The sequence below is a fragment of the Zobellia galactanivorans genome (genome assembly GCF_000973105.1).
GTDB classification, from domain to species: Bacteria; Bacteroidota; Bacteroidia; order Flavobacteriales; family Flavobacteriaceae; genus Zobellia; species Zobellia galactanivorans.
Genome location: NC_015844.1, coordinates 467,354 through 485,705 on the forward strand (window position 1 = coordinate 467,354; position 18,352 = coordinate 485,705).

At 43.6% G+C, this 18,352-nt stretch carries 8 protein-coding genes; all 8 read right to left on the reverse strand.

Annotation, left to right across the window (positions count from 1 at the left end; translation table 11 throughout):
* Positions 1-2: 2 nt before the first annotated feature.
* The gene (locus tag ZOBGAL_RS01665) at positions 3-3,137 is read right to left on the reverse strand and encodes a SusC/RagA family TonB-linked outer membrane protein (RefSeq protein WP_013991739.1); all 3,135 of its coding nucleotides are present in this window, start codon (positions 3,135-3,137) and stop codon (positions 3-5) included.
* A 40-nt stretch (positions 3,138-3,177) separates the two neighbouring features.
* The gene (locus tag ZOBGAL_RS01670) at positions 3,178-5,043 is read right to left on the reverse strand and encodes an FISUMP domain-containing protein (protein WP_013991740.1); all 1,866 of its coding nucleotides are present in this window, start codon (positions 5,041-5,043) and stop codon (positions 3,178-3,180) included.
* A gap of 714 nt (positions 5,044-5,757) precedes the next feature.
* The gene (locus tag ZOBGAL_RS01675) at positions 5,758-7,683 is read right to left on the reverse strand and encodes a glycoside hydrolase family 97 protein (protein ID WP_013991741.1); all 1,926 of its coding nucleotides are present in this window, start codon (positions 7,681-7,683) and stop codon (positions 5,758-5,760) included.
* 89 nt (positions 7,684-7,772) lie between these two features.
* Positions 7,773-9,368, reverse strand: a complete 1,596-nt coding sequence (locus ZOBGAL_RS01680; RefSeq protein ID WP_013991742.1) for a RagB/SusD family nutrient uptake outer membrane protein — start codon at positions 9,366-9,368, stop codon at positions 7,773-7,775.
* Between the two features lie 12 nt (positions 9,369-9,380).
* Positions 9,381-12,923, reverse strand: a complete 3,543-nt coding sequence (locus ZOBGAL_RS01685) for a TonB-dependent receptor (protein ID WP_046287283.1) — start codon at positions 12,921-12,923, stop codon at positions 9,381-9,383.
* A gap of 143 nt (positions 12,924-13,066) precedes the next feature.
* Positions 13,067-14,107, reverse strand: a complete 1,041-nt coding sequence (locus ZOBGAL_RS01690; protein WP_013991744.1) for a FecR family protein — start codon at positions 14,105-14,107, stop codon at positions 13,067-13,069.
* A 327-nt stretch (positions 14,108-14,434) separates the two neighbouring features.
* Entirely contained in the window at positions 14,435-15,013 is a 579-nt protein-coding gene (locus ZOBGAL_RS01695; protein ID WP_013991745.1) for an RNA polymerase sigma-70 factor, read from the reverse strand.
* A gap of 5 nt (positions 15,014-15,018) precedes the next feature.
* A complete protein-coding gene (locus ZOBGAL_RS01700) occupies positions 15,019-18,345 on the reverse strand; it encodes a DUF5107 domain-containing protein (RefSeq protein WP_013991746.1) in 3,327 nt (1,108 codons plus the stop codon).
* Positions 18,346-18,352: the final 7 nt, after the last annotated feature.

Sequence of the window (18,352 nt, forward strand, 5' to 3'; positions counted from 1 at the left end):
TTTTAGAAATCGATATTTAGAGTAAAAATGTATCTTTTTACAAGGGGATAGGCCCCATAACCTCCGGATAGTCCGTTACCCCCTTCAGGGTCCCCAAAAGGAACATCGGACCAGGTATATAGGTTCTGACCGGATAGATTGAACTTCATACGCTGGATGCGCAACAAACGTTGCAAATAAGCTGATTCCAAAGTGTAGCCAAGGGTGACATTCTGAAGTTTTAAATAGGCCGTACTCAATACGTTAGCATCACTACGTTTTCTATAAAATCGTTCGCCTGCATTGGAAAAAGCCGGAAATTGTGCATCTTGGTTCTCTGGCGACCAACGATCTAAATGCACGGTTTTTGCCTCTAAAAGGTGTTGGTCAAAGTTTGGATAGTATTTATTGGTTGAATACGCCACACCATCCTTACCGAAGAAACGCACACCGAGATCAATACCCTTGTATGACAAATTGGTATTAAATGCATACAGAATGAAAGGCTGATTCGTCTCTTCCATAGGGACATTATCATTGGCCTCAATTTCTCCGTTACCATTGAAATCAGAGTAAAAATAATTTCCTGGTGCATTGCCTCCACTAATAGCAGGGGCGTTAACGGCCTGTTCAAAATTATTGATATAACCGTTGGTCTGATACCCACTGATCCAACCAATGGGCTTGCCTTGCTGCTTTTGATAATCGGGTGTGAGCGCCCTATCGGCCTTATAGACGATCCGGCTATCGGCAATGGTAAAGTTTCCTCCTAAGGAGTACCTGAATCCACTTGGTGTTATATGGCTATAATTAGAGACCACTTCAATACCTTGATTTTTAGATTTTCCTTGATTAATAGGAGGCAGGCCTACTTTACCCAAGGACCCGAATCCCGGATGGTAATACGATGGAACGGGGTTCGATAATAAAATACCTTCTCTCCTTTCCTTATAGAGATCTACGGCCAATGTTAGATCGTTGCCCAAGAGGGCGACATCAAAACCTAGATTTTGTTTATACGCGGTTTCCCAAGTTGCATTCGGGTTGGCAATTTTAACTTCACCATATCTGGGCGCTTCATTTGCTGCGGGCAAACCGAACCTCATATAGCCCCATTTGTTGGACACTTCATCCCATCCTCCTAGGTAGAGAAAGCGGGGGGAGTTTTTTTGATTGCCCGTTTCCCCATAGGAGTAACGCACTTTAAAATCATCTAACCAAGGTAGGTTCTTTTCTACAAGAGGTTCTTTGGCGATGTTCCAGCCAATGGCCGCTGCAGGAAAGAAGCCAAAGCGTTTTCCCGGGGCAAATTTTTCCGATCCATTATAACCTGCACTAACTTCAAATATATAGCGCTGCTTATAATCATAATTGGCCCTACCGACCCAGTCCTCACCGAAATACGGCAAATCCGTAGCGCTTAAACGCCTTTCATTTCGGTTAAAAACCCCCAGAAATCCTACATTATGCGAACCGAATTGACGTTGATAATCCAACTTAGCTTCGTAATAAATATTTCTAATACTGCTCTCGTAACTTTCACCTCCCGTACTGTGAAAATCCAGATCCGTTGAATTGTAGTTTTGTCCCGATTGTTCTCTCCATTGATCACGTTCGGCATCGTAAAGCCACTCACTTACATTCCACCCTTCCCTTTTTTCATATTCGTAGGCGGTACTGTAATTAAAACGACCTGATAGTAAAAGCCCCTTAGTGATAAAGTCCAGTTTTTGGGTAAGGCCTATTTGTATATCAACCACATCCCTTCTGAACTTACGCATTCCCGAATAGTTCAGCGCATTATAGGCGTTGGCCTGGTAGGGCACTTCGGCCCCTGCGGCGGCTAAACGTATCCCTCCTTGGTTAGGCGCCAAAGGATCCGGATGGGACAATACGAATTCTTCCGGATAATACAAGGGAAACAAATAAGGCGTGGCCTGATCTATAAACTTGAATACATTGCTAAATTGATCGGCCGCAACCTCGGTGTTCGGTGTTTTCCGCAATTCCGATCGCCCTGAAATATCAGTTTTTAACGTCGTGGTCTTGGTAAGGTTGAAATCTAGGTTCGTTCTAAAGTTATATTTGTCATATGAAAATTCAGGACTGTAATAGCCGTTCGATTTTTCCGTTTTTACAATATCCCCAACATGGTTCACACTGAAGGATGTAAAATACTTGACAAAATCCGTTCCACCGGAAACGTTGATACGGGCATTGCTTTCCCATCCGACATCCCGTATAAGGGCATCGTACCAATCAATATCTGGATAGGCATAGGGATCACGGTTCGGATCAAGAAAGGTATCGATATACCGTTGAGACCTTAAACCGTCGTAAAAACCTGAATTTTTTATGGATTCTTGCCCGAGGGTCAGCACGTCGTAAGACCCAAGCTGATCGGGTATATCGGTCAACACTTTGGCCGTAATACCTCCGGCCACGCTAATTCTAGGCGCTCCTATGGACCCTCTTTTTGTTGTAATCAAAATAACCCCGTCGGCACCACGAACCCCATAAATAGCGGTTGATGAGGCATCTTTTAATACCGATATGGAAGAAATCTCCCCTGGATCCAATTGCGAAAATCCACCGGCCGCTTCCACTCCATCGACCAAAATCAACGGAGAGTTGTCCCCATTAAAACTTGACACACCTCGAACGGTTATCTTAGCGTCATCGGCACCAGGTTGTCCCGTATTGATTTGGGTAAACACCCCCGGAAGCCTATCTTGTATTACCTGTGAGAGGTTGGTGATACCCGTGCTTACTAAATCCTTTCCCGAAACATCGGATACGGCCCCAACGATATTGCTCTTCTTTTGCGTGCCGTAACCAATGACCACGACCTCGTCTAAGCTTTGTGCCTCAGGTAGCAAGCTTACATCGATTACAGATTTTCCGTCAACATCGAATTCCTTTGCAATAAAACCTATATAGGTAAAAGTAAGTTTGTCGGTAGGTTCGACTTTTATGCTATAGTTTCCGTCGAAGTCGGTTACGGTTCCTTTGGAAGTACCTTTAATAATGACATTGGCACCCAAAAGAGGCTGTCCCGTTTCATCGGTGACCTGACCAGAGACCTCAATGGTTTGAGCACATATTACCTGCATGGAAATAGCAGCAGTGATGATACAGATTATTAGTTTGAATTTCATAGGTTATTCGTTTTGAAAAATGCTTCTTTTATAATTGAGATCAGTCTTTTACCAATCGTATCCCGAACATCATCCCTGAGTGGTAGTCAAAATATCTGAAAGTATTGTTGTAGCTGGCGTTGAGCTCCCAAACACCATAGTTGCCATTGTTGACCCAAAGGTTGGCCCTTGACTGTTCTAGGGGCACCCTAAAGCCCTCGACAAAGTCGTTCGAGGAAGGATAGCGCCATCCTGCGGTTTCATAATTGAGTCCGTAAATATTGGCCCCACCCTCATGCCATTCGCTCAACAGGTTTCTAGGGTGTCCCGCATAAGCTTTCAATGTGTTTATATCCGAAGGTTTCATAACATGCCATCCTTCCGGTGCTATGGCACTCTCTACCACCCACCAAGAATAGACTCGACCGTAGGTGTTCACCCAATTCGATGGAAATCCTTCCACAGCGGGATGTTCGTTGTAATAAAGAGCGTTGACGTCATCTTTCACCAATTCGTTAAGCCCTAGTTGATTTATTTTTTCACCATCGGTAAAGCGGGTTGCCCTCAAGTTTTGCGACATCCAAACCTGTGTGCCGACCCTTACCCATTCGTAATGATTTACCTCATCACCTCGAGCATCCCTAATGGAGCCTGTCATTTGAGGTGTGAACTGTAAAGGCACCGAGCTCGATTCATTGCCATCGGCATCTTTTGCTACCACAATGGCGTAATAGGTCTTCACATCCGTTATATCACTCGGTATATCACTATTTGGCACTTTATACTCCGTTTCCGTAAGGCCGTCGGCCACTTTATTCAATGGCGGATACACCGTATCTATATAGACATCGTAGGACACCGCCCCGTCTGCTTTTGCCCATACAAGCGATTCATCTAAAGAAAAGACCCCGTTTACGGCAAGATCTTGAACTATAGGTGCTCCTGGGGCGCCAGCATTTAAAATAGTAAAACTGAATACCGAAGATTCGGTAGTGTTCCCCATGGGATCGCTAGCCTCAATACGCCAGTAGTAGGGTTTGTTTATTTCCAAACCTTCTGCATTAATCTGGGTGGCAGAAATATTTTCGCCCAGTTTTACATTTGGGGGAGAAACCTCATCGAGATAAACCGTGTACGAAACCGCATCATTTTCAGGATCTGGGGCCTCATTCCACTTAAGGGTGATATTACTCGAATACTGTCCGCTTTTGTGTTCCGGTGAAGTTGCCATGGGCTCGTCGGGTGCCCCTGGTTTTAATTTTTTGAACATACGGACTTCACTTGCAGAATCATTTATAAGGTCGGAAACCTTAACCTGCCAATAATACACCTCCCCGACCTCAAGGTCGACAGGGTCCATGGAATAGGCCAGTTCCTTTGTGGTAGCGACCTTTTCCTTCGGAGGATTCGTTTTTCCAAAGAAAACCTGATACTGCAGCTCTTCCCCTTCGCCCGCAACAACCTCTTGCCATGTAAACTCTAGCTGGTCACGTACAAAGATGTTATCGGAAGGGCCGTCGAGAATCGGGGCATCCGGAGCGGGAATACTACTAAAACTCCAAATCTCACTGGCCGCCCTATCGCTTCCGTTATCGGCAAACACCTGCCAATAGTAAACTTTATCCTTACGAAGCTTATAATCGGTTAAGGTATAGGTCGTGGCTTCCAATTTGCTGGCTTGGGAGAAAAGCTTCGTGCTATCTAGTCCCAAATAAAAATCGTACTTCAATGATTTTTGCATTGGATCGGTAGCTTCCCAAGAAAAGGTGGGGGCAATGTCAATTCCATCACTCTTATCACCGGGTGACTTCAAGCTTATACGCGGATCGCTAAGCTCGATGGTTTCTTCATCATCGTTGTTACATGAGAGAAGTGTGATTACGGACACAAAACTTATGACCATTAAAACTTTTTCTATGTACTTCATAATTTCAAATGGTTGGTTAAAAATCTTATTCAACTTTTCGCTCAATAAGGACTGGTGGATTTACTTTAAGTAGACAGATCAAAATCATTCAGATTATGGAACGACATCGGATTATGCGGTCATTCCCCTCTTGAAACACAGTAGGTAAATTGGTATCCTGAAACTTGTTTTCTTAGTGTAAACTCGTCCAAATATACCGGCTGGATTACGTTTACAGGGGGGATATATATTTCAGTTTGAGGTTGTATTTTGTTCTAGGTGGAGAAAATCACTGAAATAGGAGGTCGTTTTGTTCACAAAACATTAAGTTTTATTTAAAGGTCAAAAACCTCATAAACACGTAAGATATGTATTACATTATTTATTGAATAAAATTGCATCCCTATACATTCTTTAAAAAAAACATACCCTATATATCAAAGAAGACAACCTCAGGAACGGTTTCTTTTTTGTACTTCGTCATAGGATAGGGAAATAGACCGTGGAAAGAAGTAAAATGTCACGTCTATGTTTCGAAATAGTAAACTACTTCAGGCCAAGCCCGCGAGGCATTCAAAGGAATATACCTTGCTTTCGAGGTAAGCCTCGGAGCATTTAATCTCGATTATCGAGTAAAATTCCCTAGGGAAGGATTATTGGCAGTTGCTCCGTAGAGGGCAAAAAAAAACGCTGTATATAACAGCGTTTTTTATAAAATGCAAGAAGTTGTACTTATTATAATGCCCTAATATGGACCGCCAAACCATTTTTGGCCAATAGGGTATGATCTATACTATCTTTTGAACTTACTTTTCTCGTTTCTATCGCTACTTTGGTACGGGCATCGCTATTGGCATCATCCGAATATAGCGTAGCCTCATATTCCTTTCCAGCATCAAGAAAATCTAATGTAAAACTAATATCCTTCCCGGTCGATCCGCTTAAAGCCCCAACGAACCAATCATTGTTACTTTTTCGGGCAATTATGGCGTATTCCCCAGGGTAGCCGTCCAATACCCGGGTGTCGTCCCAAGTAGTGGGCAAGGCATCGTACCATGCCAATTCGGGCACTTCCTGTATGAATTCTTTAGTACCCCCTGCACCTTCTTCTCCTGGTTTTGACCCTTCGGGCCTATCGTACCAGTATAAAAATTGCCATGGACTATAAATACAAACGGCCTTGGCCAACTGTGAGGCATGACTGCCCATTTTCTCTTCTACCCTAGGCGCGAAATAGCAATTGGTCTGATCACCGGCCCCGGCGATCATACGCGTAAATATGGTACTTATGACCTCTCCATTTTCGGGTGATTCCTCATCTCCCCTAATTCCCTCTTGGGTCATTAGGTTGGGATAGGTTCTTGAGTAGCCCGTAGGTCTGTACTCATCGTGAATATCGATCATAAGATTGTGTTCCGCGGCTTTTCGTACGGCATCGTGCAACCAAACGGTCCATTCTTGCGGACCTACGTTCACGAAACCGTATTTTATACCGCTTACGCCCCATGATTTCAACAAGGGCAAAACCTCATCCAATTGTTTTTCCAAAGCCCTTCTGTTCACATAAAGAACAACTCCTACATTCTTACTTTTCGCATACTTGATTACATTCAATAAATCTAGTGGACCCTTAGATCTTTTAGGATCAATCGTAATCGTAGTCGCATCGGAGGCATCGTCGTATTCATTACCGTACCAACCGGCATCAAATTCTATATACTGTAAATTGTGTTTTACCGCGAAATCTACACAGGCCATCCCCCCTTGGGTTGTAAGCGTAGATTCCCGTATGATTTTTCCCGGTCTTATATATGAGGTATCGCTTATCTTGTTCGGTTCGTTCAGGTTCAACAATAAATAATTGTTCTCTAACAACTGTGCAGGTTTTTTCGCCGCCATGACAAAGCGCCATGGGGTTTTGTCAACCGTGTTCCCCAATACGACCTTACTGCTCAATTCCGAAACCAGTGTACCGCTTTTATCTAGGTCGCGTCTGAGTTTCATCCGTGCATAATCGACTAGTGCGGCTTCGCCTATGGCCGTAAACAATGAATCTTTGAGTTGTACTAGCAAGGGGCGTTCCACTACCGTATCGAGTTCCGTTACCTTCCTTTTGGAAATCTCGCTCTGTGCCCTTACCGATGACCAAGCCGTAGCGGACGGTGATACTGAAAATTCGGTGAGTTCCTTTTCAATGGTACCCTTTGCTTCCTTAAACTCGTACCGGAATGCAACCCCTTCATTATATGCCCGAACTCGGAGGTTGTATAAAGCCCCTTCGCCCTTTAGTTTGATGAGTGATTCCTTATAATTTTCGGGATAGCTGTTTTTTTCACCATAGACCGGTTTCCAACTTGAGTTGACCTCATCGGTCTCTACCGATTCTATTTCAATGGACGAAACTGCTTGCGTTCCATTTTCCATTTGAAACCCCAAACCGGAACTTGCAATTACTTCTTGGCCGTCAAAACTAATATGGTACGAAGGTGATGTTCCATTTCCCGTATCGAAGGTAAAGCTGTATTTAGCGTCAGGACTGGTAAGGTTTACACTCTCCATGTTCTTATCTCCCGAACATGAAAATAATAAGACGAAGGCAAAAAATGAAAAAATAGGCGTTAGGTGTTTTTCAGGTCTTCGTAAGAATTTGTTTTTGCGCATAGTTTAAAGATTAGTTTAATGGTTAAGAACGAAATAAAAAAAGCAAATATGAGCGGATACCACTCATATTTGCCCTAAGATAAAAAGTATTAATAACCAGGATTCTGCTCTAAGTTAGGGTTTGAGAGCAACTCTCTTGGTGGATAAGGAAACAACATTCGATGTGGTTCTATGGAAAATTGGAAATCTTGCGGATAACCATCTCCGGCACCAGGTGCCGACTCGTTCTGGTTCGGATTAAAAAAGCCTTCTAATTTCGACTTGGTATAATCCAATCCTCTTCTCCTCATATCGAAGAGCATGTTCTGCTCATAGGTCAGTTCCAAGTCACGTTCGATAAAAACGGCATCCCTGAAATCATCTTGGGACAACCCTGACAAAGTAGGTAAACCTGCTCTTTCCCGGATGGCATTAAGGCCGGTATAATCGGCTGCACCCAATTCATTGGTTACCTCGGAATGCAACAATAAAATATCGGCATAACGCAGAACAGGAAAGTTGTTGGGGCAGAAAAAGTTGTTGTCCAATTCAGCACCAACAGCCCTCCATTTTCCTTGATAGGCTTGGGCCTGGGGGCCATCTTCCATATTCAAAATATCACCTGCCTTAAAAGGTGGCTTATCGTTTAAAAGCAAATACTCCGTTACAATGGTCCATTTATATCTCGGACCTGAATCATGAGACGCATACCATTTAGCGAATTCAGGGGTTACCCCGTCTAAGGCTGAACCTCTGGAGTAATCTTGCCCACTCGTCCAAATACCTTCCGTAGCATCATTTGGGGTCATATACCCGAACATTCCCCTGAAATTTTGAACAAGGCCTTCTTTCTGGATCGAATACATCATTTCAGAATTGTTCTCGTTCTGCCAGTCCCATAAATCCTGATAAGGGGTATCCGATTGCACCAAACTGTACTGTCCAGAACCCATAACCTTCTCCAATAAGATTTTAGCTTCCTCTAGGTTAGATTTGTCGTTCAAGGGCGCTCCGCCCATGGTAATATAGGCCTTTGCCAACATCCCTTGGGCCGTTCCTTTTGTTATATGTCCCTCATTGAAACCTCTATTGGTATATTCACTTCTTGTAGGTAATACGGCCGCGGCATCCTTAAAATCTTGGATCAAGAAGGCATAGGTTTCTTCAATACTGGCCCTAGCCGGAAACAGATCGTCCGTTAGGGTCTGTGGCTTGTCTACAATTGGCATTCCTCCCCATAGGCGTACAGCGTAGAAATAGGCCATACCTCTAAGAAACTTAGCTTCAGCAACAATTTCCGCTTGTCGTCCAGCGTCTTCCATTTGAATTTGGGGAGCTTTTTCGATGATATCGTTAGACATTCTCACTACATCCCAAAGACGTTCCATAATATCGAAGTATGCCGGATCTCCGAACTCGTTGTTCCAACTCCATGTAGAGAGGTTGTTCCTTGGGTGTATTTCACGAAATTTATAGTGAAAAACAGGGGTTGGAAATTCCGTTGCCCAAAACATACGATGGTTAAAAACCACCAACATACCCATAAAATGGTGGGCCGAATTGACCATGGTCTCTATTGTGGCTTCCGTAGGAAAATCGGTATCGCCAAAAGAATTGTATACCTCTTCTTCCAGATAGTCCTCACAAGAGGTCGAAGCAAAAAGAAGACTTAAAATTAAAATGGTGTTTATATATATCTTTTTCATCTTTTCGTCCTTTTAAAAGTTAAAATTCAAGCCCAACGTATATGTCCTAGAAAGCGGATAAACCCCAGCGTCAAAACCTTCACTAAAGGCTTCTCCTCCACCTGAATTCACATCGGGATTGTAACCGTCGTAAGTCGTAAGCGTAAGTAAGTTGGATGCATTGAGATAAATGTTCAGTCCACCTAACAGACCGATATCATCAGGGAAAGTATATCCCAAACGAATGTTCTTCAGACGAAGGTAGCTACCGTCCTGTATCTGTCTGTTGTCGAACGTCAGCCCTTTTCTACTATTGTTGCTGCTACTATTTACGGCCACCAAGGCATCCCTATTATCAGGAGTCCAAAAATCGGAATTGATAGCCTTGTCCGCATCACCCGAGTAAAACATCACAATATCTGAACCAGTGGTTCCCTGTAAAAATAAGGATAGGTCGAAAGCCTTGTATTTGAAACGGTTGGTAAGCCCGAAAATATAATCAGGTTGTCCCGTTCCCAAAGATTCTTGATCAGCATCGGTAATTATACCATCTCCATTAATATCCTTGTAGATATAGAAACCTTCTTGATGCAAGTTTCTTTGAGGATCCATATCTACAGGCCAGTTATCGGCTTGTGACTGGTCTCTGAAAACCCCTTCAATTACATATCCGTAAATCTGTCCGGCAGGCTGTCCTTCGTATAAACGTGGTCCTCCCCTTCTGTTCCATTTGGCTACTTCAATATAAGGCTCCTGTGTGTTGGGGTCGATGTTCGTTCCCTCTCCTACATTGGTAGCTTTAGATTCTATATGGGATACGTTTGCATTAATGTTCCATGAAAAGTCTTCGGTTGAGGCAAGGGCGGCGTCTATACCGAATTCCAATCCTGTATTGCGCAATTCACCCAAGTTCTGAATGGAAGAATCGAAGCCGGTACTTTTAGGTATAACTACAGGCAGGATCAAATCTTCGGTATCCTTTAAGTAGTAATCAAAGGTAAAACCAAGTTTTCCGTTCAAGAAGCGTGCATCTAGACCAACATTGTATTGGGTAGTCGTCTCCCATTTCAAATCAGGATTCGATATTCTTGACAGGTTAACCCTATTTACGATCTGGTCGTCATAGCTATAGGTTCCACCAATGGTCCATAGGCCAATGGCACTATAGGGATCAAGCGAACCGTTACCGGTTTGACCGATACTCGCCCTTAGTTTCAAGTTGGAAACGAAGTCTTGATCTTTAAGAAAATCTTCTTCGGTCGGGCGCCATGCCAAGGCCAAGGAAGGAAAGAATCCCCATTTATTCGATGCCCCAAATACAGACGAGCCATCTTGTCTTACGTTAACGCTGGCGTAGTACTTACTTTTAAAATCATAGTTCATCCTTCCGAAAAAGCCAACGGTTTGCCACTTGCGTTTTCCATTACTCAAACCTGCGGTCTCAATATTACCTCCACCTAGGTTTTCGGTACCCAATTCATCGGTCGCAAAATCTTCAATACTTACATTGAGGTTGGATATCGTTTGGGATATCAATTCACCCCCACCTACCACATTTAGATTATGGTCGCCAAAACTATTGGTCCAAGTAAAATAACCATTGGTATTGGTACGAACGGCCTCTACCCCATTGATTCTTGCCTGTCCATTTGGCACAGGTGAATCAAAATAGGTCAAGGTTCTTTTCTGGTAGAATTTTCTTGTGGCATCGGAATAATCTATACCGGCACTACCTGTAAAGGTCAATGATTTTGTTATTCTAAAATCGGCCTGTACGTTACCTAAAAGTCTATTGGTGAATATTTGGTCGTCTATATCCTGTAAAATCTTCAATGGATTGGTGTACTGTTGACTCACCTTCGAATCCGTATACCAAAGTCCGGTCGATTCATCGAACCATTCCGGGTCATGAATAGGCGCCTGCCCCAAAGCATAGGTTACCGTATTGTAATTGAAACCTGCACCAGCTGGCACTCTTTTATTGATCGACCTACTCAATAATAGATTCGTTTTTACGTCTATAAAGTCGCCCAATTTTTGGTCAAGGTTCACCCTAATCTGGGCATCCCTATAACCTGACTCTACCATGATCCCCTGTTGATCCACATATTTCCCAGATAGCAAATATTTTGTTTTTTCATTACCTCCCGTAAAAGCCAGTGCAATGTCTTGGGTAATGGCAGGACGATAAATAAGGTCTTGATAGTTGAAGGTTTTGGCATCTTCGGCCACTGGGTGGTATTTATCGGAACCATTGAACCTTACATTTTGAGGAGCAACGCCCCCATTGATCTCACGTTCGGTATATCTTCTTACATATTCCGGGCCATCTAATGTTTCTATTTTACGGATTATGGTCTGAACCCCAGTAGAATAGTTCAAGTTCAGTTTTGTCTTTCCGATATTCCCTCTCTTAGTCGTAATCAAAACTACCCCGTTGGCACCTCTACTTCCGTAAATAGCGGTAGCTGCGGCATCCTTCAATATTTCGATATTGGCAATGTCGTTAGGGTTGATAAAGGATAGTGCATTGGGACGAACCTTGTTCGTATCGTTTCCGGCTCCGCCACCTTCGTTCAGACCTCCTGAAACATAGAGGTCATCATTATCACTGTTCACCGGGAAGCCATCTACAATATAAAGGGGTTCCGTAGATCCCGTAATCGTACTGGTACCTCGTATTCTAATGTTGATCCCACCACCTGGTGAGCCATCCCCAGTAGTAACCTGAACACCTGCGGCCCTACCTTGCAAAAGGTTGCTGACCGTATTGGTCGGGATCTCACTTATGTCTTTACTACTGATCGAAGCTACTGATCCGGTCAAGTCACTTCTCTTTACCGCTCCATACCCCACAAGCACCACCTCATCCAAGGCAGTAGCATCTTCGATCATGGTAACATTAACCACCGTTTTCCCGTTAATTGCGATTTCTTGTGACTTTAGGCCGATAAATGAAAAAACTAAGGTCGTTGCTCCCTCGGGCACATTTATCGAATAGTTTCCGTCAAAGTCGGTTTGTGTACCCGTAGTCGTACCTTTTGCCAAAACGTTTACCCCGGGCAATGGTTGTCCGCCTTCATCGATGACCGTTCCCCTGATTATCTGGTAAAATGCACTCTTGCCTATATCCATGGTATTCACAGGGCGTACAGCGGCAATGCCGTTTTGCGCCAATGCCGACATATGAGGTTCAACTATCCTTTGAATTTCGGAGTTGGTCAGAACAATCTGTTTTTCAATCACCGTATACCGGATATTCGTATGCTCCAAGACCAAGTCAAGTATAGAGCTGATAGGCTGGTTTCTTACGTCTATGTCCACTAGACGTTCAAGATCAATAGATTCTTGGTTGGCCAAAAAGTAAAACTGACTTTCCTTTTCTATTTTATCGAGAACTTCACCAAGTCTCACATCGGTCATCTTTAGTGATAGCTTTTTGTGCTGCGCATACGAATCGTTCGCAAAAACACTGCTTATCGCCACTATAACCAAGAAAAAGGTAATTCTCATGATTCTTAAAATTTTACGCAGGGTAAACATTTCCGCTCCCCCTCGTTTCGGTTTTTTTTCCATAATTTTGTAATAGTTTAGTAGTTATAATTCGGTTGTGACTTCTAATCGCCCTAACAGGAATGTGTTGCAACCACTTTCCTGTTTTTTTTGTTATTAAGGTTACACCATAGGCATTGGTTTTGGTTTGGTTGGTTTTTCTTTTATTATCGAACCGTGATTTTGACCTTTCGCTTTGAAAACTGAAAGTGTCCTTCGTCCTTTTTTCGATCTTCTATATGATAGTCTATAGGGAAACTCATTTTTAAGAGCCGTAATACCTCCTCAATATCCTCATCTACAAATACCGCCCGCAATCTCAAATCTTTACCTGTATGGTTTTCTATGGTAACGTCGACATTGTACCATCGGCCCAATCGTTGGGCCACCTCTTCCATTGAATCGTTCCGAAAGACCAATTTGCCATCTTTCCAACTCGAAAATTTGTTGTCACCTACGATGTTCGAACGACTTACTCGGTTCGTCTTCGAATCGATAACGACCCTCTCACTGGGCTCCATTGATAATTGCTGTTGGTCTCCTTTAGGTTTTAACAGAACCTTTCCCGACTCTAAGACGACATCGGTTTTTTCTCCCTTGTAGGCTACTACGTTAAATTTGGTTCCCAAAACGGAAATATCAACATCAGGGGTTACCACATTAAAGGGCCTGTGTTTATTCTTCTTCACATCGAACCATGCCTCCCCTATTAAATGGACATCACGGGTTTCTCCAAATTGTGGTGGGTAAGTCAGGGTCGAACCACTATTCAACCAGCCTGTGCTTCCATCGGGTAAAGTAAATTGAAGTTTTGACCCCAAGGGAGCATTTATACGAATAGAAGAAACTTGATCGAGGACGTTTTCTTTTTGCCCATTTATACATACTAGGTACAGTAGTCCCAATGGCAATAGCAACATCGCGGCAACACGTGCATAGGCCATCCATATTTTTCGAAAGACGTCGGATATATTTTTACCTCCTAGACAACCCGGCTTGCCGATTGGTCTTTGAAACAAATGTCCTAGACTTTTATCGGGGAAATTATCATCTTGGGAAAAGGCTTCCCAATGTCTTGCCAATAACTCTTTTAATTCTTCTTCCCGTTCAGCATCCGCAAAAAGAGACTCTATGTACTTTCTATCCTTAGGGGTATCTTCTCCTGAGAAGTAGTCAAGAATTCTTTTTTCATCTAATTTCATCTTCATCGGAAAAGCTTTAGAAATAATAAAAAGGCACTACTATTAAGTAATATCCGATATTGTCCTTATTCCCCTATGCCATAACAAGTTTTCGTTAAATTTTGTTAAAGAAAATGGAAGTATTCCGTTTAGCGGGCGCTCCAATGACATGATCCTTTAGGTCTAGATTGTAGATTGACAGGCGATATTCGATCAAAGTACGAGTACCGTAATATTGTGAAATAAGAGGGCATTACGCTGCCCCGTTCGGACTATCACGATCAATAAATCACGGACATACCCTATTTAACGGCTTATGAAGTCTTTTGAGCGCAAACTTTCGTTTCGGGCCTACTATATTTCTAGAACCCCTGGTTCTTCAATACCGTTCAAATGCACGCGAAGGTATTTTAAGGCCAAAGTAATCTGGTTTTCAACGGTTTTAGGACTTATTCCCATCTCTACGGCAATATCTTTTACGGGAAGGCCTTCAAAACGGCTTTTGATAAACGTCTCCTGTCTTCTCTTTGGCATTTTGGCCACCAGGTTTTTCAACCTTTCCATGGTAAAATTGTAATCCAATTGATCCGTGGTAGACAGGTCAAAGCCTCGCTGCACACCTTCCGATGCCAAATAATCGCGTACACGCCCCCGTCTTATGAAGTTTTTCTTGATCAAATTATAGGCAATTGTAAAGATATAGGCCTTAAAGGAATTGTCAGGTTTGAGGTTTTCCTTCTTTTCCCAAATTTTAGCAAAGACATCTTGCACCACCCCCTCGGCCTCTACGGGCGATTTTAAATACCCCAAGGCAAAATAATACAGCCTTTTATTATATCGGTCGAACAGTTCCCTATAGGCCACATCACATCCGAGTTTGAGATTGATTACTGAAACTTGATCACATTCTTCCACTATTTTTAAAGTGCTCATACTTTCTATTTTTGGTGGTGTGCTGAATTCGTTTGTATTGGATAATCGATTTCCATAATGGCGGCCATGTCTAAAGTGACATTTGTATGGGCCATGACTTTTTCAAAGAGTTCTTCCGCCAACTTTCTTCCTCCTTCAATACCCTTATAGCCTAGGGCCATTAAATATTGGCAGTGCATTTTATTCCTTAGGTCAAGGTTTTCATCCCAAATCATCAAATCGGGAAGGGAAACCGCGAAATAGTCGATTTTAACCTCATCGGCAAGGTGGGCCTCCCCGTAAGAAATCAGTTTTCCAAATCGCTTTAGAGCTTCTTTTGACTTTTTCAGTTTTATCAAGGCAAGGCCCTGATAAAAAATAGTTTCAGGCGGCTGATCGTTATAGAACCATACCGCCATTGGCTCGCTGGCACCCGAAGCGGCTTTCCTCCAATACAAATTTGCTTTTTCAATATGGCCAAGCCCCTCAAGGGCACAGCCGTACCAGTAGTCGATTTCGTTCTCATGGGCACCCGGCAGTTTGCCTTCACCAAGGTTATGGGGATAGGTTCTCGCCTTTTCCAAATTTTCCATGGCGGCCTTAAAATCCTTTTTTACAAAGGCCTCGCGCGCCATACCTATCAGACTCGATGTATAGGCCTTGGTCACTTTGCCTTCACCACCTTCCCATGGATGAAACTTCCTTTGCATAATCCATTCGTAGGCCTGCCTATATTTCCTTTCTATAATCAAGAGATAGGCTTTTTCGATATACAGGTCATCCCGAAGCAATACCAATTGCGGATATTTCTCAAAATTTTCAAACCGAAATGCTACCGATTTGTTCAGCCGTTTATAGAGTTGATCACGCTCCATAAAAATTCGGGCATCGTTGGGATCTAATTCAAAAGCGACCTCCATAGAGTCAAGGGCCTTGTTGAAGTCGCCCCTTTTATTGTAATAGGCCAAGGCCAGGTTTCTATGTGCCGTTGGAAAAGAAGGGTCGTTCTTGACCGAGTTTTCCCAACACGAAATAGCATCGTTGTACTGGAGGGCGTTGTACCAAAAATTACCTAAGTAGTAAGGCGCCTTAGCACATTCAGGATAGACACGTATGGCCGACTCAAGGGCCAAAACCGCTTCCAAACGATGCGGGAAGCAATAATCGGGAAGCGCCTTCTCGGCAGCTTTTATGGTTTCAAGGGCAGCGGTATCTTTCCCCGACCGGGTCAAAAACCAAGCTTTAAAGTACAGCGCCATCGGATAGTCAGGGCCACAATGGGAAACTCCCAACCCTATCAGGGCTATGGCCTCATCGAACAAACCGGCCCGGGCATAATCCAACGAAATTTCAATATAATTATGAATATCGTTGCGCATGAGCTCGATCAGTTCTTCTTTAGCCCCTTGGTTCCCCATAAGGTACTTTTCAAAATACAATCCGAAATTGAAAAGGTCTATGGATAAAGACTCCTCGATAAGCAATAGGGCCCGTTCGGTTTCCCCTTGCTTTCGGAGTACGGCCACCTTTAAGTGGCGTGCTTTATGATTATGCCAATTGCGTAGCAGTGACCGGTCTACGGTATCTAAAGCCGCAACCCAATCTTGCTTCATACAATCGAGAAGTGACAGCTGAAAATACCCAGGATCCATAAAGGAAACATCCCAAACGGACTTATAAAAAGCATCATAGGCTTCGGCATACTTGCCTTGGTAAGACAGCGAAAGCCCTAGATTAAAAAGAGGCTCCCCATCCAAAGGATTCGGGTTGCGGTCTATCTGCCTATTGTAGGCCTTTAAAAAGTATGGTGCCGCCTTTCCAAACTTTCCTTTCCCCATCAACCATAGGCCCATGGCGTTATTACAACGGATATCACCTGGGTCGCGCTCCAATGCCTCTCGGTAGTACGGCAGGGGGTCATAAGTGGCATGGCGATATTGTTCCAAATGAAGTCCGTTCAAAAACAGCTCCTCGTTCGTTTCTATATCCTTAGGTTCCTTAGCCGCCTGTGCCGGCTCGGGAATGGTATTCTCAGGTTCTTTTTCCGGTCTCCAATCCAACAGAACGCTTCCGTTCTCCAATAGGATCGAAAGTTCAAAATCGTGTTGGGGCAAATCGGGATCGATACTAAGCTCCGAGGCATACGATCGGCCCGGCCTAAAGTCATATTTTTCCTCTAAGAGCACCTCTTGTTTACACTTAAGTCGTACGGTAGCCTGGTTATAGACCGCAGTGGCATATGCCTTTACAAGGGCCCTATCCCCTTCGAATACGAGGTTCAACATCGCATCTTTTGATGCATTCTTTACCACGCCCAGATCTTGGTAGGGCATAAAGTACTGTGAAAACGATTTTTCCTCGTAAGGCTTGAGCCATGTAAAATCGGGTTGGTTATCGGTATAGACGCCGCACATCAACTCAATATAAGGGCCATTGGCATCGGTAAGGTTTCGGTCCCATGCCTTGCCAAAGTCCCCATTACCCCAGGTCCACTGTTTTTTTCCAGGGGAAATATGGTGATTGGCCACATGTAGCAGGCCTCCCTTAGAATCGTTTTCGTAGCCCCCGACAAAATTGTAATCCGACTTCATGGCCATGTACGATGTAGGTACGGGAATATTCGCATAACGCGAAATATCGGTACCCGGGGAATAATCAAACTTATAATAGACCCCTTTGGCAATCGGAAATTCGGAAACATCGCGTTTACCGTGATCGAATACGGCGGTAACATCGGGAGGAAAGACAGACTGATAGTCATCATTGACCGCTACTGCCGGATTGGCCCACCACAAAAATGTTTGGGGCCTATCGGTGCGGTTATAGAGGCTTACCTTTATTTCCAAATAGGCCTTATCGGGATGCAAGGTAAAGCCGGCCATGCCCTTGGTTCCTGACATACGCTCCATTTCACTGCACCAAACCGTTTTGCTCTGATCATCATTTTCGGTAATGCTATAATCAACGGGAAGGTAGGTAGAGGGGCGATGATGTTGTGGCCAGTTAAATTCGATACCTCCTGAAATCCACGGCCCCGTAAGTCCGACCAATGCCGGTTTTATCACTTCGTTATAATATACAAAATGGCGTTTTTTTACTTTATCGTAGGCCATTTGTACACGTCCGCCCAATTCGGGTAAAATCATAATTTTTAAAAAATCGTTTTCGAGAAAACAGGCCAGCCATTCCTTTTCGACCTTTTCGTCGCTTATTTTCTCGACCACCGGATAGGGGTATACTTTTCCGCTACTGCCTTGATACACCCTTTTTTCAAGAAAAATGGGGTTCTTTTCGGCAGCTCCGATTTCATAGGTAGGAATCATTATTTTTTCGCTCCAGACTTTTACGCTCATTACTTCA